Here is a 20,148-nt window from a genome sequence, read left to right as displayed (position 1 = left end):
GCAATGAAGCTGGAAAGAACAAAAGTCCTGATCGTTGGCGCAGGCCCAGGCGGATATGTCTGCGCCATACGTTGCGGGCAAATGGGCCTTGATACGCTCGTCGTCGAGGCGAAGGCTCTGGGCGGCACTTGCCTAAATGTCGGCTGCATCCCGTCAAAGGCACTCATCCATGCTGCAAATGAGTTCCACAAGATCTGCGATGCACCGGCGGGGCCGCTCGGCATTTCCACGAGCGGGGCAAACATCGACCTTCTCAGGACAGTCGCCTGGAAGGATGGCATCATCCGGAAGCTAACGGATGGTGTTGGAGGCCTTCTCAAGAAGGCGAACGTCCGAACCATCCAGGGGCACGCCAGTATGATCGACGGCAAGACGGTGGAAATTGCCACCGAGGCGGAAGTCCTCAGGATCACATGTGATAATCTCGTCATCGCCACGGGCTCCCGACCGTCTGAACTTCCCAATCTGCCGTTTGGCGGACGTGTGATCTCATCCACGCAGGCCCTTGAGTTGACGGAACGACCAGAACACCTCGTTATCGTCGGAGGCGGCTATATCGGCCTGGAAATCGGGACCGCTTTTGCGAAGCTGGGCTCCAAGGTCACGATCATCGAGGCCGAAGATAGAATTCTTCCGCGCTATGATGCTGAACTGTCCAAGCCGGTCGCTGCGCGGCTGAGCAAGCTCGGCGTTGCAGTTCATACCAATGTGAAAGCGAAAAGGCAGTCCGAAGACGGGTTGATTATAGAGACAGCAAACGGTGAACGGAACATTCCCTGCGACAAGATCTTGGTAGTGGTGGGCCGTCAGCCCGTTCTCGACACGCCCGGCCTTGAGGCACTTGGACTCGACATGCAGGGGCGCTATCTCAAAATCGACTCGAAATGCGAAACGTCAATGCGTGGCGTCTATGCTGTCGGCGATGTGACCGGCGAGCCTATGCTTGCGCACAGAGCCATGGCTCAGGGCCAGTTGGTCGCGGGACTACTTGCAGGTCAAAATGCAAGCTGGGACAAGCGATCTATCCCCGCAGTCTGTTTTACCGATCCGGAAGTAGTTTCCGTCGGACTTTCACCCCAATCAGCCCCCGGCACAAAAGTCTCGGTTTTTCCTCTTTCCGGAAACGGTCGATCAATGACACTCGAACGAAGCGATGGTTTTGTCCGCTTTGTTACAAACGTTGAAAACGAACTTGTCCTGGGAATTCAGGCTGTCGGCGCAGGAATTTCAGAACTGGCCGGCCAGTTCAGCCTTGCAATCGAAATGGGCGCGACGCTGACGGATATCGCAGCGACCATCCACGCACATCCTACCTTGGGTGAGAGCGTCCAGGAAGCCGCATTGAAGGGTTTGGGACACGCCCTGCACGCGTAGAGGCAACTCCGGGCACAGCCCCAGACATACCAGCGCCTCCAGCAGGATGGATGCACGCGGGTAGAGCTCAATAGACTTTGCGCAATGCAGTCAGATTCTGCTGATCCCGCCCGTACGGCGTCAAGATCGTATGCATCGTAGATTTGCTGCTTGGGGAGACGATGTATTTTGCGAACGTCGCCATCACACCGGAGGGGCCGAGATCGATATAACGATAGGGACCCTGCTTCTCCAGTTTCGTTATCGTATCACGTAGGCGAATAGGAGCGCGCACCACGCGCCAGAAAAAATCGTTGGGCAGGATGTCCAGCATCGCGGCCTGCTCGCAACAAACGACCGGCAACTCGCCCCGCTTGCGCGGTATCAAACGCATGAAGGCCTCGAAGGGGAATTGGGCCGGTTCGGACCATCGCGAATGAAAGGCGAAAGACACGGGTAGCCGCTGATAGGCGACATCGCGAGACCGCAACTCGGCCTCGATATCGTCGAGCCTCGCATCTGGCACTGCGATTGCGAAATGAGTGGCGAAATTGTCCGCAGCGAATTCAGCCAGATCGAAAACTACGCTTTGCTCAAGCAATTCCCGTCCAGCAAGGACGGCAATCATGCCGCCGCGCGCACAGGTGTTTTCGAACGCAATGGCCTGCTGGATAACTGCCGCCAAGGCATCTTCGATATCCAGGTGGCCAGCCAGAGCCGCGGCGGCAAACGAACCGAGGCTGGCACCCAACGTGAGATCTGGCTCGATTCCCTCGCTGAGCAAACATTGCGACAGCGCGTACTCGACCATGAAGATGGCCGGATGTGTGATTAATGTGCGATCGAGTATCTCATGCTTGCCTGCGGAATAGATCGTCTCGACTATGGATCGGCCGACCACCTCGCGGGCTGGGCGATCCAGCTTTTCCATCCAATGACGAAAGACCTTGTGGTTGTCGAACAACTGCCTTCCCATTTGAGGATATTGCGATCCTTGCCCTGGAAACATGAATACCGTTTTGACTTTTTGCATGAAAGGCTCCCGTTTCAGGAAAGCTGATAGGCTTCGAATATCGGCGATTAGAGATCGATGACTGAAGGCCCGGATATCCAGGCTTGCGAGCGATAAAGGCAGGCTTCTGGTTCTGAAGATCGCAGTGGACGTAATGCCAGTATTTTATCGCCAATCGTGGGCACGCACCTGCGAATGCGCAACTCCGTCGCCACGCCGTCAAGGCGCTCAGCGCAAATCGCGAGCAAGTAGGATACGGCCGGACGGTAATGCCAGAAGGCCCAGTGCGCGGGGTCATCGCCAAGCTCCGGGCCGATGGCAATGCGAACGATCTCCGGCTGAGGGTAGCGAAAGCTGAACTGGTTCAGCGGTATCGACAAACCCATGCCGCGCGCCTTGATATAGGCTTCCTTGAGCGTCCAGTATTCGAAGAATTTTTCCTGCCTGCGTCCACGCTCGGTCCGGTTGAGTTCAGTCACCTCCTCTGGCGTGAACCAGCGCTCCGCCAGGCCCGCGGGAATGTCTCGCACCGCCAGATGCTCGACATCGATCCCCAAGTCCCTGTCGCGCGCCACGCCCAGCGCGATCAGGCCTCGTGTGTGAGATACATTGAAACGCAGCCCTTGAGCCTCATCGCCATGCGCAGGAGAGAGGTGCGGACGTCCATAGGCATTAACGCAGAATTCCCAGGACGCCGGATGCACCGGTGCATAGCGGGAGAGTACGCTACGCACCAAAGCTCGCGTAACCAGGTAGCGCTTCCGGTCATCGGCGAAGTGAAAACGCGTCTCCTGCAGCAACTCCTTCTCGCTCAGCAAACTGCGCAGGTGTGCCAGTAGCGCGTCATCGGTAACCTCGTCGTAGAATGACAACCAGATGTCGACGTAGCGGGTACCAAGCTCTTCGATGGTGATGACAGGTTCCGAAAGCATCTTTTTGTAACTCAGAGCACCGCAAGCTCGTCCAGATCGAAATAGCCGTTATAGCCCTTCATGTAGACGGCAGCCCGATGACCAAACAGCAAGATTGCCTGCGTGCGTGTCTCCAGAGCCGGATAGTTAACCACCTTGGACCTCACTTTGGTGCCGATCCCATAGCGCCTGTTCCACGCCTCGACCTTCTCCGCCGCGCTCGCGAGCCCGGCCGGTCCCCCCTCGGTATCCGTGACCGCCGGCGGCCTCGTGGCCTTAGTCGGAACGGCGATTGCCGATAGCTCCGATGGCGACGTTTGCTGTTTGACAGTATGCACGAGGCGGGAAAGCACATCGCCATGTCCCATCTCTTCGAACACAGCGTCGTCGCCGCGGTCTGCTGCCAGAGCAAGCAAGTATTGCACGCTTTCCGACCAACGCACCGTGCTGGCGATCTGACCGGCCAGGCCCTCGGCTATCCCAGCGCCGTCATAGGGACGCGCCGAAACATTCGAAATCACCGGGATCTTCGGCTTGGCAAAGCTGAATGTGTTCAGGAAGCCGGCAAATTCCTCTTTCACAGGCCGCATGAACCTGGAGTGGAAAGCGCCGCTCGTATTGAGTGGATAATAGCGCATCCGGCCCTGCGTGAACAAAGGCTCGGCCCTGGCGATCTCGGCAGCCAGGCCGGAGATGACGATCTGCGAGGGGGTGTTGTAATTGGCCAAATCCACATTGGTCAGGCCATTTTCTTCAAGAATGCGCTCGATGTCTTCCCTGCTTGCGTTCAAGATCGCGGCCATGGCTCCGTTAGAGACCTGCGCCATCAACTCACCACGGCGCTTGACCAGTTTCAGGCCGGTCACGAAATCAAAGCATTCAGCCGCAAGCAGCGCGTTGTACTCGCCCAGGCTGTGACCAGCCACATAGTCGGGCGCGGAAGCCTGCTCCTCTCGATACTTGTAGTGGGAAAGCGCGTTCACGACATAGAGCGCCGGCTGGGTAAAGCCAGTGTTGTTCAGTTCGCTGCGCGGGTCCTCAAGGCAAAGCTCCCTGATCGAATAGCCAAGAACGTCGCTTGCCCTCTCCGTCAGCTCCTTGAAATGGTCGAATAGTTCTTTGCCCATGCCTTTGGCTTGCGAACCTTGGCCGGGGAATATGAGTACCTTCATAACATCGCCTCCAGGAATGAATGGATGACTAACATTTGCTCAAGCACACCGCTGTGTTGACGCCCCCAAAGCCCATGCTGAGGTTCAGGGCGTGTTCGATGGGATGCGATACAGCCTGTTGTCGCACCCAATTGAAGTCTGGATCGATGGGACGATCGAGATTGCGTGTTGGATGCAGCCGCCCGGCGCGCATTTGCAACAGCACCGCTACCACTTCCACCGCGCCGGCGGCGCTCAAACCGTGACCGATCACAGACTTGCTCGCATTGATAGCGGCGTCGCCAAGGCCGCATGCACGCAACGCTTTCAGCTCTACGGGATCGCCGATTGCCGAGCCCGTACCATGCGGATTGATGTAATCGATGTCGCCTGGCGCCAGACCAGCGTGCTCAAGGGCGCCTCTGATAGCCGCAATCTCACCCTCCAGCGAAGGATTGGGATTTCGGTTGCCGTCCATACCCATTGCCCATCCGGACAACCGTGCATAGGGCGCAACGTTGGAGCGCCGGAGAGTATCGGCGCGCTCGATGACCACCGCGGCACAGGCTTCACCGTAGATGAAGCCATCGCTACCGGCATCGAAAGGCCGGCAGGCCTGCGCCGGTTCTTCAGCATAGCGGTCCGACCCCATCGCGCCGATCGAACGGAAGCCCTGGCATTCCCAATAAGAAATATCCATCAACGCGCCCATCGCGATGCAGACATCCACGCGCCCGCTTTGCACCGCCTCCAGTGCTTGCAGGACTGCCATTTGCCCGCTGGCAGAAGCGCCACCCAGGGTATAGGCAAAGCCGCCAATACCGAAAGCTTCCGTGCATAGGCCGCACAGATCGTTGTCCATGAACGACATCGCGTAAGTCGGGCGCAAAAACCTCACCCGGTCTCGGTAGGCGTCATGGACCTGCGTCAACTCGCGCTGCTGGACATTGGAACCGCCGATTACCAAGCCAATACGATCCGGCTCGACCTCGCGGAGGCAAGCATCCAGCCATGCCTCGTGCAGGGCCACCAGCGCTGCCTGCCCGGAAAGCGAGGCAGTTCGCAACAAGGTCTTGGGAATAGCTTCGGGCATTACCAGCTGCTCGATCTCTGCGCCGAGAAAGGAGCTCGCCGGTGCATCGGCATTTTGCGGCAGCTGTCGCCCAGCGCGTTGCATGACGTCGAAACGGTGACGCCCTTCCAGCAGCGCAGCAGCGAAGGCAGCCTGCCCCTGCCCGATGGCCGAAACGACACCGACGCCGCTGACAATCAACTCCGCTCGGTCAGATCTTTGCATGGATGATGCCGGCGAGATCTCCGATGCTCTGCGCCTTGGCGACCTCGATCAGAGGGAAATCCAACGACAACGATTCCAGCGTCATCATGATGATATCGGCGCGGTCGATCGAATTCGCACCCAGTTCGCGCAGCGAGTCGGTCGGCTTGAATACGTACCCGTCCAAGCCGGGAAGAACTTCCCGCGTATGACGCACGATGGTTTCGAAGATCAGGTCCTGGCTCACGATATTAGCTCCAATTGTCCGATTGCTGATGAAGACATTCCTGATTGCCTTGCCTTGCATCCACCGGATGTACGATCCTGCTCGCAGGGAATCCTCGGGGCTATGCAGATGATTTCCCCGAACATCACGCCGCCTCCCACGGGAACCTACCGGTGTCTACGAAACGCTCGATGTTTTTCAGGTTGTCGGAATTTCCAAACACCTCGACGTTGGCGGCAATGGCCGGCATGCGAGACGTCATCAACTTATCGTCGAGGGCAACGGCATAGCGCTTGTAGCGCGCGACAGCATCTTTGCTGAGACGGCGCAGGCGCAGCAGATGCTTGCGGAGCAGATTTGCGCTGTCTTCCTCGCATGCATCCACCAGCCCCCATTCCAACGCCCGTTGCGCGGTGACCGGTTGGGTCATCAGCGTCAGATAGTGAGCTCGTGCAAAACCGATGCGCCGGACAAGAAACGGAAACACGCAGGCAGGCATCAAACCAAATAGTAATTCGGATAGGCTGAAACTGGCCTTGTCATCGCTAAGCACTACATCGCAAGCTGCGACAAAGCCGACACCGCCGGCATTCACACGACCACGCACATGGGCAATGGTGACATACGGACCGGTGGCCAACCGATACCACAGATCATAAAGCGGTCCGGGATCCTGCGGTGTTGGAGTGTCGCCAAACTGTAGTTGCTTGAAGTCCGCACCTAAGCAAAATGCCTCGGGCAAGCCTTCTAGCACTAGTATTTTCACCGCAGTCTCGCATTGATCCAGAACGTCGATAATCTCGATAACCAGATGTTCATCGATCGCATTGTTGGTGTCCGGGCGGTAAATCTGCACGAAGCAGAGGTCGTCTTCAAAACGGACGCGGAGGTTCCGGTAAATTTCCGTCATGATACCCACTCGTATTCGCGGTGAAATTCCTTGACGCTCTTGAGAAACAGGACTGGCTTCCCGAGGGCGCTCCGGGCCTCGGGAATGAAGCTGGCATCCGCGACAAGGTCACGGGTCCCGAACCTGATCTCCCGACTCCGTCGCAGCAGATTTTCATATTGCTCGATCGTCAACTCATGGCGCCGCCCGAGGCTTTCGCCGATTTTCATCTCGCGAAGACGCTGCTTCCCCTCCTGCCGGGCCACGCCGCTGAAGAACTCGGAGCAGCAGCCCGAGCCGTAGGAAAACACGCCAACCCTCTGGGGAGCGGAGAAGTCGCCGTTACAGATCGTGCTGATGAGAGACAGGGGCGCCATCCCGCCCATAATATTGCCGACGCGCTGGCAGTACGTCACACCCGGCATGACGCGTTGCTGGAAATCGGCTTCGATGTCGGCCAACGCGGCCTTAGCTAATTTCCGCATCATATTTCGGTGGGCGCCCTTGACCATGCCGCCGAATGGTGTGTGATAAGCAAGGTACGCGAAGGTTCCCGCGAAATCGGCATCGGTGACGCGCATTTGATAGTCTAGGAAAGCGTTCTCGCAGCAGTTGAGATATGACAGCAAGGACAAGTCGGCATCGCCACTGTCGGTGTCCGTAGATGGCCGGCAGGTATCCATCACTTCATGGCCGTAATAACCGTTCGCGCCGACGTCGATCTGAAATATGTGTGGTTGATCGCTCACCAGCATGGCAACAGCACCGGAGCCGCCGCTGGGTTCGGCAAAAGACCAGTCGGCCGATGGCGTCTCGTCGCCTTCCTCCGCCATGAAGCGCGAGACATCGGTGGCTAGCACCAGCACTTTTCCACCGGGCCGGGTCTGCGATAGCACGAAGTTGATTGCCATCTGCAAGCCTGCAATGCCGGAGTAACACGCCCCCTTGATTTCAAAGAGACGGCAATTGCGGCTTAGTCCAAGCAACTCGTGACAATAGGTACTCATCGATTTGCTGAAATCGATTCCCGATTCCGTGCAGGTGATGACCATCCGGATCTGGTCTCTTTCTTCAGGCGTCAATGAATCCAACAACGGCTTGGCCGCATTGACCGCGAAGGTTACCGGATCCTCATAGGGCAATGCGACGGTTTTCTCCCGCATCAACAGGTTCTCAAACCGTCTCATGTCCAAGCCGCGGTGTCTGGCCAACTTAGCCACGTCTAAGCAGGCAGTGCCAGCAAAGACATTCATAGCTTCGATTCCAACTGTGTTCACGTTCTTTGTCTCGCAACCTGAAGAAGTTGTGGTGGCAACGGCATTGGTCGGCCGATACTACCGGATGGCTAATGCATGTGATCGTCGTCGGACGAGATGTGAGAGCCGCTATGCGCTGGCTAAAACCACCGATGAGCCCTCGAAGGGGGTATGGCTGTCATCGCTCTTCGCCAATCCCGCAAAACTGGGAACCCAGTCTGAGAAAAGACGTAAACCGTCACCATGGGTCACAACTTATTCAATTTGAGTTCGATGTCTCCGGATACCGATCCCAACGGCGCGAGCCTATGCCTGGCGTCGTAAGGGTGTTGCAATTCTATTCTGTAGCGCTTCAAAATAGCGATGCATAACAACTTCATTTCCATCGACGAAAGTTGAGCACTTGTGCATCGATCAAGGTCATGCCCAAGCGGCATATAGATATATTCATGCCCCCGATCCTCCGCTCTCTGCGGGGAAAATCTCTCCGGATCGAAACGCTTGGGATGCTCCCAGTACTCCGGCAAAAAACCCAGCTGACCAATGGATAGAGTGACGCGAGTGGCGGCAGGAATCTTGTGATCGGCCAAGGTTTGCGTCTTCAGCGATGTCCTCTGCGCGACCGGTGAAACGGGATAGAGGCGTAACGTTTCCTTCCACGCCCACTCGGTAACCTCCATCTTCTGGAGATCGTCCAGACTGAGATCGTCGGGTAGTGACAATACTTCCGACCGCACACGCTCTTGCCACTCCGGGTGTGTCGCGAGCAGATAGAACATGCTGGAAAGGCCAAGCGCCGTTGTATCGAAGGACGGAAATATGACGCCGAACAGAAGGTCTATAAGATGCTCGTCGTCCAGCTCCCCAGGCTGTTCATCCAGATTGCATAAGTAGCTCAGGACATCAGTGCCTGGCCTCTTTCGCCTGATGGGAATCAACGAAAGAATCTGGCTGCGCAAAGCTCTCTTAAGCTCAACAGCTCTTCTACGTTTGGGGTTGAGGACCGGACTTTTAATGATCGACGTGAACGCCTTCCAATGGGCGTCCGTCGTATCCCGTACCCTGTTCGATTCACTCTTGTCATCGATGCCAAGGAACAGTCTCGCTGAAAGCTTTGAAAGGATGTGATGTACCTCCTTCTTGAAGCCGATCGTTTTATGAATACGCCAATTTTGAATATCTTCGTTGAAGCTCTTTTGAATTGTCGAAAGGTAGCCGTGGAGAGCAATTCTACTGAACGCATGCCGCACTAGTTCTACCGCGCTGTTATGATGCTCAAGATCCAAACCAAACGAGTTTCCACGCCTGCCGGCAGGAATATGCAAGCTTAAACCTTCGGTTGTCTTTCCAGCAGCTATCCCCGTAGACCATGCCCTGTCCTCGTTGCGCAGAATGCTGCCGATGATATCGGGACTCGTCACCACGACCACGTGGTCCGAGCCTAACCAATCGCGATAGATGTCACCGTAATTTTCCCGCTGCTTGACAAAGTAGTCGACACCGTCACGTCGTATCGCCATCGCCGTCGAAATGGCGGAGAAAAATCCACTCTTTCCCGGTATTTGAGATAATCGTTTCGAGACATCGGGATAAGCCCCGCGGCGATCGCGCTCGCTACCGGCATCCAAAGAAACATTCTGTACAGCAGCACCTGTTTTCATAATCTCTGCTCCCGTAAGAATTGTTCAATCAATCAATCGACGATCGGTCTCGCATCCTCGACGCGTTCGAATCTCATTGTCGATGCCCATCGTCGGCAGCGGAACAGAGATCTCATTGGGCTCAATCTTATTGTTTTGACCGCATCCAGCATCTGGGAAAAGTTCCAGAGGTACGGCACCTAGTTTTTCACACTGGGAGATAGGATTAACGCGCGAAGAACACGGAAATTGATGTGGGGAGTTGGTCTGCCACGTTGCTCCGACTGCTTTAATCTATGATCGGCTTTACGTGGACGAACGACGGGCGTTTCTCCATGGAGACTACGCTGGAGGTTCTCACGAACGGCAAAGCCGGACATGAGGGGCATCGCCTTCGGAAATTCATACATCTTGGTGGTACCCACTCATCTAATGCTCCTCTCCGCCTTCGTGCTGGTAGCTTCCACCTTGCCGTAGGTGCCTCATGCCCGGGTCGGGGACGGCTGATGGAGCAGCCGGCTTCTTAGAGGCATATCTGCTCCTGTGAAACAGAAACTCACGCGACTTTCAGGTTGCACAAAACGCTCGTGGCCAAATCAAGCCCCATCTTGGTGACCTCCAGTGTAGGCGACCACATCACTACTCCAGAACTTCAAGCTGGAAGCGGACGCAAATAATTTGAGCGCGACCGAGCAGTCTTGTTCGGCTCCTCATGTTGATAAGCCGCCGGCGTCCGTGAAGCCGGGCACGCCGCGTCCGTTTATGCCGGAAGCTCGGGAATTTTTTTCCCGAGCTTCCGAAGTTCACCTTGGTTCTCTATCCAAATCTAACATGCCGGCCTTGGTCAATCACTGTCGTCGCTACGCTCATGCTATCGCGCATGCTGATACTTCGAATCTCCATCGACCAAATGCTGTTCCAGGCACCGATTGAGCCAATCCGCATGTGTCACGGGAAGATAATGCCCCCCATCGTCTAACAGGTGGAAGGACGCCTTGCTTAACCGCAAATACAACCGTCTGGAGGCATCGGACGTAATGACCCGATCTTCTTCACCCGCGATAACAAGTGCTGGAAAGACGAATTTATCAAGCGCATTCGACGTCTGCGTCTGCTTCACGAGCTGGAGATAGGCATCGAACACCGTTGGGTCGTAGCAGGCCTTTATCGCCTTGAAATCACCGTTGAAATATTCGTTGATGGCTGGTTTCAAAGTGATCGCAACTTCGTTGACCAGCTCACGCGTTGCGTCATTGATCCCCCTTTGATCATTGTCGATCGAGGGCGCCACGGAGTTAACCAGCGTCAAAGTCGCGACTCGTCCGGGTTGCTCCATCGCCATGCATTGCCCGATCAACCCGCCCATCGACCACCCCACCAAATGCGCAGGAGAATGCAAGCGGTAGTGATCCAGCAGCGCCCAGATCAGCTTGGCAATACTTTGCACACCCTGCTCGCTGCCTTCCATTGTATCTAAACCGCTGCTAAGCCCGTGACCAGGGTAATGGCAGATGATGACGGAATACCGCTTGGCGAAATATTGTACCTGACGTAGCCATATCGTGCCGAGGCAGGCCATCGGCGGCAGGAGAACCAAAAGCGGCTTCCGCTTGTCGATATTGTGCAGCACCTCAAGCCGCACATTCCCCGCAAGCTCGACAAGCTCACTCTTAAACGCTTTGACGGATCCGAATGCCATCCGATAGTAGTCGTTGAAATCAGCCGCGCTGATGGGACCGGAAACAGGATAGCCCTTGACCGGCTCCTTATCCTGCCGTCGCAGTAGCCCGCGCACGCCGAAGCACAAATCTCCCGCTGTCGAATGCTGATAAAACGATCCAAGTGTCATGCTTAGGCCAAACAGCTCATTTATGCGTCGTATGCACTCGATCGCGTTGGAAGCGTCGAGCTTCAATGTTGACAAAGGAGTGAGGTCGTTCACATCCATGCCCCGCGCCGGCTGCACCTCAGCTAACAGTCGGCGCACACGCTCATTCAAGGCATCACCGACTGGCTTCTGATTGAATACGGCATCGTTGGTATCCTTCGGCGCGTCATCCGTTTCCGCAAGGGGGAGGGTACTGCCTCCGTCGCCACCGTCGAGCCAAAATGACCTCCTGGTAAAGGGATACAAGGGCAAATCCACGAATGCGGCTGGCCGGTTCCGATAGAGCATGTCCCAATCAACCGGGGCTCCATCCATCCAGAGCATCAACAATCTATCCACTCTGCCTTTGTCGAGCCACCGCCCCGCCAGCGCCTGCATGTCCTCATCGTCGGTAAAATACCGTTTAACGTTAAGAACCTTGGAAACTCCGTAATTGCCGGACTCAACGTCGGCTGGTCCTGACCCTTTCGCAAAGATTTGAAGCTGCTGCTGTAGTTCCCTCAGCGATCCCACAATAACACCGAAACGCCAGACCAAGGCTTCGCGACGGCCCTGCAGGGTGTAGGCAATATTGTGCAGCCATTCCCGTTCGGTAACGGCGGCGACAATACCATTTGCCAACGCATCCTCAATATAGCTCATCAGAGCAAGGGCTTGAGCGACCAGCGCTTTCTTGCTTTTGGCGGACAGGACGATGGCATGTTCTGTGAGCCGAACCTCATCGCGACTACCTACCTTCTCTTCAGCGGGAAGATATTCCTGCAGAATAGCATGCGCGTTGACGCCTCCGCGACCGAAGCTGCTGACGCCTGCACGCAACGGCAACACCGTGCCTTGCTCATCGACGACGGGCCACCACTCCGCTGCCTCACGCACTAGGTAAAATGGACTACCGTCGAATTCCGGATGGTGATTGGTTTCCTGCAAATGCAGATTGCCCGGGATCTTCCGATGCCGGAGCATCAGGACTACCTTGATTACGCCGGCGATACCGCCTGCTGCTTCCAAGTCGCCGATGTTGCTCTTTACCGAGCCTAGAGCGCAGCTTGCCGGATCCGGCGCTCCAGCCTGTTGCCCATGCAAATCCGTGAAAGCCTGGAATAGCGCCTCGCATTCAATGGTATCGCCGATCAGCGTACCGATGCCATGGGTTTCGATATAGCCGACCTGGCTAGGCTCCAACCCGGCTTGCTGATAGGCCCTTACCAACACCGATTTTTGCGCGCCGGCACTGGGCGAAGTGGGAGACAATGTGTGCCCGCCGTGATTTTGCTCGGTGCCTAGGATCACGGCGTGAATACGGTTACCGTCGCGTTCTGCATCCTCGAGCCGCTTCAGCAACAGCATTCCCACCCCTTCGCCACGGCCATAACCGTCCGCTTGTGCATCGAAGGAGTTGCAAGAACCGTCCTCGCTCAGCGAACCGGAACCGTTCGCGTTCAGAACGGCTTCCGCCGAGGCGATGACATTGACGCCGCCAATGACTGCCAGTTGGCACTGCCCTTGCCGCAGGTTCTCCACCCCCCTGCGCAGAGCGACCAAGGAACTCGAGCAAGCCGTATCGATGACCTCGCTGGGGCCGCGAAGATCGAAGGTGTAAGAGAGTCTGTTGGCAATCATGTAAGGGAGTTGTTCTTCCCTGCCAGGATCATCGAGACCCTTTTCGCGTAACCACAATGTCCTGTAATCCGTGGAGGAAACCGCCATATAGACCGCGGTGTCGCTGCCGCGCAGCCGGCTGGCCGGGATACCAGCATCCTCCAGCAAATGCCAGGCGGTCTCAAGGGATAGCCTTAGTTGCGGGTCCATACGGCACGCTTCTGGAGCCTGGATATCGAAAAACTCCGCATCAAAGCCGGTGATGTCCGAAAGGAACCCCGCGCGGCCTATTTTCTCGTCGCTGCGAAGTCTTAGCTGATCTTGGCGGAGCGGAGGGGCTTCACCGACCAAATCGCGGTTATCGGCCAGATTTTTCCAGAAGTCCTCAAGATTGTCGGCTCCCGGGAAACGCCCGGCCATGCCGATGATGGCAATGGCATCCATGTCGCGTTTAGGCGTGTGGACGGGCTTTCTGGGTGGTGACGCCGCATCCTGCGCGGATATCCTCGGGCCATCCCGCTCTCCAGCAAGGGGACTGAAAACGGTTGACGAAACATCGGGTCGGGTTTCCTCCAGCGTCTTCCTGGCACCAATATCGAGCTCAGGATGCTGCCGTAACAAACCCTCTACCAATGAACGCAGATTCCCATGCTCGAAGAACACGGTCGGCATCGTATTGATGCCGAACTGTTGGTTCATAAGATTGGATAGCTCGGTGAAGCTGAACGAATCCAGCCCGAAATGCGTGAGATCGTCATCCAGGCCAATACTATCGGGCGGAATCCTCTGCAATTTGCCGATAAGATCGCGCATCTGTTGATGCAAGACTTGCGCTACGCCGTTGTCGACGTCCACGATGGACGGAATGACAACCGGCGACCAAGACTGTCCGGCATCCGCTTGCTTCTCCAGCAACACCATGACCAAGCCGGTGATCTGCATGACGAGTACCCCCGCCATATCTGTGACGCCGATGTCGTACCTGCGGTATCTTGACCCCTTGGCTTGATTTGCCTCGATGATGGTGACCTTTACCCTCTCCGGAACCGCTCGATAGAGCAAGCAATCTTCCATGCTATAGGGAACAGCGAGCCCCTGCGGCCCGTAGTTTTCGCCGCATATCTTGACTATACTTAGGAGGAAACCGAAGGTCGTCGCGGTCAATGCGGGGGTTACCCCTGTGTTTTTACCAGGGCTCGCAAGCGTTAGCCACATGGCACGTTCGGCTCGGGAGCATTCGACAACTTCGATGGTCCTCAGGAGCGACGCCTCCTCCTCGGCTTCGGTCATCGGCGCGGTCAGGAGCAGGCGCGATCGTTCCTCTGCGCTCAGATATGAGCGCCCTTCCGCTTCCGCGGCGATCGATGAGTGCAGGCGCGGTTCGACTTCGGTCCAAGCCAGTTCGCACTGCGCATAAGCCACCGCATCCGGCGCATCATGGACCGTTGTATCGGCACTATCGCTTTCTAGTGCCAACATCCACGCATCCCCGTGTTCGCAGAGCCGCAGCGCAGCCCAACGGCCCTGCTTTTCCACAAAGAAAGGTCTGTGCCAAGTCGCGCGGCTGATACGCAGCGCCGTAGCATCCGGCTTGGCGGGCAGTGTATCCGCTACCCGTCGGGCAAGATCGATCAAGGCCATCGCCGGCAGAAGGAACTTTCCATCAATCTGGTGATCGAGCAGATAGACGTCGCTCTGCTGGAAGCTGCACGGATAAAGATGCTCTCCGCTTCCCGCCCGCAAAGGCCCAAGCAAGGTTGCTTCTGGACCCACTCCGCCGCCGTATGGCGCTGCGCGCTCGGGAACACGAAAAGTGCTGACTTTTCCTTGACGCGCGCTGTATCCTTCCAGACTGACGCAGATCGCACCGTCGCCGTCGAGCAGATCAATATCCAGCTTCATCACCGGGCTGGCGGGCATCCCTTTCTGCTTGCGCAAGCGTACCCATCGAATATCCTGGGTGACGCGCTCGGTGCGATAATTCCGCAAACGCTCCAGCCCGAACGGGATCGGAGAATCGGCGGAGATACCGCCCCCGCCTTCCAGAACTGCTGCACTGAATCCGATGGATGCCTGCAACGCTCCGTCGAGCAAGCCCGGGTGCAGGATAAACTCCTGCCCCTCCTGCTCGAACACATCAGGCAGCCGCAAGCGCGCCAGCACCTCGTCCTCACGGTAGAAAAGCTCACCGAGACATTGATGGCTCGGGCCGTAGGCGAAGCCCAGATCGCGGAACCAGCGGTAGAGCTTGGCGCCGTCGACCAGGATCCCGTCTGTATAGACGGGCAATCGCTTGATCGTGACGGGAGCCGGTCGCGTTATCGCACCTCTGGCTTCCGGATAGGCCATCCCCTGGGCATGCGACAACACCTCGCCCGAGCCATCCTGGATACTTTTTATCGAAAAACGAAATGCGTCGTGCCCATCCACGCCGACCGCATCTATCGGCACGCTTTTTGGCAGGGTTTCCCGCTCCATGATGAAGCTGACCTGAACCGGCCGGTCTGAGATGGTGAGCGGCTTGGTCCAGACGATATTCTCCAGGCGGTAGCTAATGGATCGACGGACAGATTCAGGCATTGCCGACGCGACGGCAGCCAGCGCCATCTCGCAATAGGCGGCTCCCGGCAACGTTTTCAGATCCTGAACGCGGTGGTCCCGGAAAAAGCTTTCGTCACCATGGAAGGTGCTTGAAAACTGTATCTTCTGGTCGGTGTCGACATTGCTGTGCAACAGGGGATGCAGGACCGGCGGCGATGGCATCCGCGCCGCCTCAGGCTTACCTCCCACCGTCGAGGCCACCCAGTGACGGGTTGGCGCGAATGGATAGGAAGGCAGGCTCAACCTTGCCGGACGCGCATCGACGTAGCAACCCGCCCAGTCGATCGGCGCTCCTTTCACCCACCGTTCGGCGAGCTTTGCCGGACGATCCTGTCTACCGCTCCCGGCGCGATCGTCCCTCACCGCCGGATTGGAGGAAGACACCACGCCGTGCCACATGCCATCACCCAATCGCCCCTGGTCCAGCCAGGCTTGCAGGCGCGCCTGTATGGGACCTGCTTCATCCGATGCCCGCTGGTCGGACAGCGTTTCATCCACCATCAATGCCAGACGATGCGCCATCGCCTGGCGGCCGATCTGAAGCGTATGGGCAATCTGTTCGACACTGGGACGTTGCTGGCCGTACAGCCGATGCCCGCCCTCGGTAAGATAGCGGCAGAAACGTGCAACCGTCTGCTTGAGCTGTTCGGCGGTGCGCGCTGAAAAGACCCAAACTCTCGCCGCAGCGGGCCAATCATTGGACTGATGGCGAGGTTTTAGAAACTCGCGGACGAGCATGTGGCCGTTGACGCCGCCATAGCCGAAATTGTGCAGCCCGGCCATTCGCGGCACCGTCTCTCCGGCAATGGTCTTCGGCCGCCACTCCTCACCTGACGTCAGCAAGCGTCCCGCAAAGGGAACGGCCTCCTGCCAATTCAATTGCTGATGATGAAGGATCGGCAGGAGACGATTGTGGTTGAGGCACAACAGTACCTTGATCAAGGCGGTCACTCCGGAGGCAGCCCCCAGATGCCCGGTATGTCCCTTGATGCTGCCGATCGGAAGGGGCTCGGAGCGAGAACGGCTGTTGAGCAGCGAGTGATACGTAGCCAGCTCCATGCGATCGGTGACCTGGTCCCCGCTGCCCTGCGCTTCGAGATAGTCGAGCTCTTCCAATGTCGTATCGGCTCGCTCGAGGACCTCTCGGATCAAGGCCTCGTGAGACGGCGCATGGGGCGTAGTCAGAAACCGGCCATGCCCGCCATGCGCAACGTCCATGGCCTTGATGACACCGTGGACTGGGTCGCCGTCCTCGATGGCCCGCTTCAGGGGTTTCAGCAACACGAGCCCCACTCCTTCGCCGAACAGATGCCCGGAAGCGTCCTTGTCAAAAGGCTTGATATGATTATCGGCTGTCAGCATGCCCATCTTGCGATTGAGCACGAACAATCCTGGGCTGAGCAGGATGTTGACACCGCCCGCCAACGCCATCTCGCTCGAGCCATTGTGTAGACTGGAGATAGCGGCATGAATGGCCGCGAACGAGCTGGAGCACGCCGTATTCAAGGTCACGCTCGGCCCTGTCAAACCATAGAAATAAGAGACCCTGTTGGCAAGCATGACAAGGGCGTTACCCGTATTGATATATGGATCCATATCGACTTTCGCATCGACGATCAGCGACAGGTAATCACTCTTCTCCGCGCCGAAAAACATGCCCACCTTGCGTCCCCGCACGGAACCTGGATCGATGGCTGCGTTTTCGAAAACTTCCCAGGCACACTCCAGCAGCAGACGCTGCTGTGGGTCCATTAACTCCGCTTCACGGGGGGAAATATTGAAATGGGGAGCATCGAATTTATCGATGCCGGTCAGGAACGATGCGTAATGGCAATCCGTCTTGCCCTGTTCCTGGCGAGGGTCGCCGGCATAGTCCTGCCAGCGCCAGCGATCCGGTGGAATGGACGTCACTGCCTCGCGATCGTCGATCAGGTTTTTCCAGAATTCGGAGAGATCGGCCGCGGCGGGAAAGCGTCCGGCGATACCGATGATCGCGATTTCCAATGTATCGCTCTCGGCTTCAACCTTTGCGGAATCGATTATGCGAGCAGGAGCAGCGTTCACATGTTTCGGCTGAGCAGGCAGCTCAAGCGGCCTGGCCCTGGTATCCGGAATGGGTTTGTGCCTGGCCAGCATTTCGACCAGTTCCGCCAGGGTTGCACAGGACAGAAACAGATCGGCGCCGATCGGAATTGCCGGGAACGCGCGGCCGATTTCCGCGGCGAATTCGTTTAGATTTATGGAATCGAAACCGAAATTCGACCAAGGCGTATGCGCATCGAGTTCCTCGACAGGCAGCTTTAGTATCTTGGAAGCCAATTCCCTCAGCTTAGTCAGCAGGGCATCGCTTACATCGTCAGCGGCTGTCAGCATCTCGGTTGCAGCGGCATCGAAAGCATCACCTTGGTCGCCGTCATACCCTTCGGTGAGCCCCGTCTGCATCCAATCGGCAAATTCCCGCAAGGTGGGATGATCCAGAAACACCCCCACGTCCAGGGTGATTTGAGGGTAGCGGCGATTGATGGCTGATGCCAACTCGGTCAGGAGGATGGAATCGAAGCCATAGCTATTGAAGCTTTCGTCGTCGGAAATGGAAGCCTCATCCATTTTCAAGGTCTTCGCGATCAATTCGCGCAGAACCCCTTCCAGGTCCGCCACCCCAATCGCCTCCGCCCCGTCCGCCACCGGAGGCAATTCAAGCGGGTCAACCGGCGCACGCCCTGTCTCTTCAATCGTCTGGGACGACAGGAAGACCTGCCGCAGTTTTACGTGATCACCTGGCAGGACCACGACTTGTGGCGATGGACGCGCCATTACGCGCAGCAGGCTTTCCCAACCGGTGGGTATGTCCAGGCTTTCCAGGCCACTATGCTCGGTCAATCGGCTGAGCCGTTTGGCGTCCGCGCGCATTCCGCCCTCATGCCAATATGGCCAGTTGATGCTCACATACCTGCAACCGTCATGATCGTCGTCTGCGCCTGGCGCCATCGCCGCCTGCTTGATCCGGCAAAACTCGTCCATAAAGCCATTGGCGCTTGCATAATCAGCTTGACCGGCGCTACCCATCAAAGACGCAGTTGATGAAAAGCAGACGAAGTAGCGAACTTCCATCGCCGTTACATAATGGTCAAGCCAGTAGCTTCCCAACACCTTGGGCGATAGGACGGCACGCGCGGAGGCGAGTGTCTTATGAACGAACGGCGCATCGTCCACGCCACCAGCGGCATGAAAGATCGCCGCGAGCGTCTTGTGGGAGCCGCGCAAATCGGCCATCAATTCACCAACCTGCCGGGGATCGCTTACATCGGCGCAAAAGTAGCGTACCGTGGAATGCCGAGCCAACCAATTACGCTCATTGACGTCCAGTTCTTCGCTGCGACGACGCCCGCAGAGCACCACCTGAACGCCGAACTCGCTTGTCAAACGCTCGGCAATCGCCCTGCCCAAAGCACCGGCACCGCCCGTGATCAGTACTCTGTCATTCGCGTCCAACGGATCGCCTGCAACCGGAAGATCAGAGCGGGCGCTCTCTTTCAGCACCCGCGTGTGACGTCGGCCATCGAGCCAGGCTATATCTTGATAATGACCGCGTTCGAACTCCCGCAGTTCCCGCGCCGCCAGTTTGGCTAGGGTTTGAGGGCTGTCGGATTCCGACAGCCAAATCGTGCCGGTAGCCATGCGAGAGCTCTCGAGGACGAGGGTCTTCAATAGCCCTTGCAGTCCCGAGGCCAAGGGAAAGGCGTGACGATGCGATACCAGATTCAAGACATGGCAATGCTCTAGAGAGCGCCTTTGGAGCAGATTCTGCATGAGCGCAAAAGTCCACAACAGCCTGCCCAGATATAGATGGCGCTGCTCCACGATCGAGGGCTCGCCGAGTGCATCGACCTGCGGATACAGATCGTCCAGTAAGAGAACAGCGACATTGCTTCCTCCGCTGATGACATCTAGGGTGCTAAAGGCATTCCCGTGCCCAGCCAGGGCTTCATCCGGATTATCCGCAAGTGCCAGTCTGGACAGGAGATGCTCCGACGCATGAAGCTGCACCACGCGGGGTACAAGCCCAGGAGCAGCAAGCGCGGCGACCCATTCCGCGGACTTCCGGGCGTCACTGCAAACCAGTACCACTGCATCGATGGCCTCGAAATCCGTCGCGTCAGCCGGTGCAGTTGAAGGCTGTGCCTGCCAATCCAAGGTCGCGAGCAATGGATGCCGGGTAACGCCGGCTGCGGCCTGTTGCAGCCTTTGACGCAGATCCGCCAAAAGCCCGATTGCTTCGACTTCATCGAATGCATTATTTCGCAGCTGGTCAAACAAAGTTTTGAAATCGTCGGTCATATCAATGC

General features: G+C 57.2%; 10 protein-coding genes. 1 reads left to right on the top strand and 9 read right to left on the bottom strand.

Translation table 11 applies throughout. The features are described 5' to 3' along the window. Positions 1-3: 3 nt before the first annotated feature. A complete protein-coding gene (gene lpdA / locus J3R84_RS37830) occupies positions 4-1,374 on the top strand; it encodes a dihydrolipoyl dehydrogenase (RefSeq protein WP_203528961.1) in 1,371 nt (456 codons plus the stop codon). A gap of 67 nt (positions 1,375-1,441) precedes the next feature. Here lpdA and J3R84_RS37825 read toward each other — a convergent pair whose 3' ends face one another. From J3R84_RS37825 to J3R84_RS37785, 9 genes are all read right to left on the bottom strand, one after another. Continuing rightward, positions 1,442-2,386 (bottom strand): acyltransferase domain-containing protein, encoded by a 945-nt coding sequence (locus J3R84_RS37825; RefSeq protein ID WP_203528962.1) that lies wholly within the window; start codon positions 2,384-2,386, stop codon positions 1,442-1,444. Between the two features lie 47 nt (positions 2,387-2,433). Further along, a complete protein-coding gene (locus tag J3R84_RS37820) occupies positions 2,434-3,297 on the bottom strand; it encodes a 4'-phosphopantetheinyl transferase family protein (protein ID WP_203528963.1) in 864 nt (287 codons plus the stop codon). 11 nt (positions 3,298-3,308) lie between these two features. Next, entirely contained in the window at positions 3,309-4,448 is a 1,140-nt protein-coding gene (fabD, locus tag J3R84_RS37815) for an ACP S-malonyltransferase (RefSeq protein WP_203528964.1), read from the bottom strand. Positions 4,449-4,476: 28 nt separating this feature from the next. After that, positions 4,477-5,724, bottom strand: a complete 1,248-nt coding sequence (locus tag J3R84_RS37810; RefSeq protein WP_203528965.1) for a beta-ketoacyl synthase N-terminal-like domain-containing protein — start codon at positions 5,722-5,724, stop codon at positions 4,477-4,479. Further along, on the bottom strand, positions 5,711-5,950 hold the full coding sequence (locus tag J3R84_RS37805; protein WP_203528966.1) for an acyl carrier protein: 240 nt from the start codon (positions 5,948-5,950) through the stop codon (positions 5,711-5,713). Before J3R84_RS37805 ends, J3R84_RS37810 begins: the two co-directional genes overlap by 14 nt. A gap of 124 nt (positions 5,951-6,074) precedes the next feature. Continuing rightward, complete coding sequence (locus J3R84_RS37800) at positions 6,075-6,839, bottom strand: enoyl-CoA hydratase/isomerase (protein ID WP_203528968.1); 765 nt, start codon at positions 6,837-6,839, stop codon at positions 6,075-6,077. Continuing rightward, positions 6,836-8,095, bottom strand: a complete 1,260-nt coding sequence (locus J3R84_RS37795) for a hydroxymethylglutaryl-CoA synthase family protein (RefSeq protein ID WP_207932913.1) — start codon at positions 8,093-8,095, stop codon at positions 6,836-6,838. Before J3R84_RS37795 ends, J3R84_RS37800 begins: the two co-directional genes overlap by 4 nt. A 227-nt stretch (positions 8,096-8,322) precedes the next feature. Further along, entirely contained in the window at positions 8,323-9,735 is a 1,413-nt protein-coding gene (locus J3R84_RS37790; RefSeq protein ID WP_203528971.1) for a cytochrome P450, read from the bottom strand. An 850-nt stretch (positions 9,736-10,585) separates the two neighbouring features. Next, on the bottom strand, positions 10,586-20,140 hold the full coding sequence (locus tag J3R84_RS37785; protein ID WP_203528972.1) for an alpha/beta fold hydrolase: 9,555 nt from the start codon (positions 20,138-20,140) through the stop codon (positions 10,586-10,588). Positions 20,141-20,148 lie beyond the last annotated feature (8 nt).

Origin of the sequence: Ensifer canadensis (genome assembly GCF_017488845.2) — a bacterium.
Classification (GTDB): domain Bacteria; phylum Pseudomonadota; class Alphaproteobacteria; order Rhizobiales; family Rhizobiaceae; genus Ensifer; species Ensifer canadensis.
This window is presented reverse-complemented; position numbering and strand designations above follow the sequence as displayed.

Bases quoted from the DNA above. Each gene is read 5' to 3' on its own strand.
- fabD (WP_203528964.1), bottom strand. From the start codon at position 4,448: ATGAAGGTACTCATATTCCCCGGCCAAGGTTCGCAAGCCAAAGGCATG.
- J3R84_RS37820 (WP_203528963.1), bottom strand. From the start codon at position 3,297: ATGCTTTCGGAACCTGTCATCACCATCGAAGAGCTTGGTACCCGCTAC.
- J3R84_RS37785 (WP_203528972.1), bottom strand. From the start codon at position 20,140: ATGACCGACGATTTCAAAACTTTGTTTGACCAGCTGCGAAATAATGCA.
- J3R84_RS37800 (WP_203528968.1), bottom strand. From the start codon at position 6,839: ATGACGGAAATTTACCGGAACCTCCGCGTCCGTTTTGAAGACGACCTC.
- J3R84_RS37825 (WP_203528962.1), bottom strand. From the start codon at position 2,386: ATGCAAAAAGTCAAAACGGTATTCATGTTTCCAGGGCAAGGATCGCAA.
- J3R84_RS37790 (WP_203528971.1), bottom strand. From the start codon at position 9,735: ATGAAAACAGGTGCTGCTGTACAGAATGTTTCTTTGGATGCCGGTAGC.
- lpdA (WP_203528961.1), top strand. From the start codon at position 4: ATGAAGCTGGAAAGAACAAAAGTCCTGATCGTTGGCGCAGGCCCAGGC.
- J3R84_RS37810 (WP_203528965.1), bottom strand. From the start codon at position 5,724: ATGCAAAGATCTGACCGAGCGGAGTTGATTGTCAGCGGCGTCGGTGTC.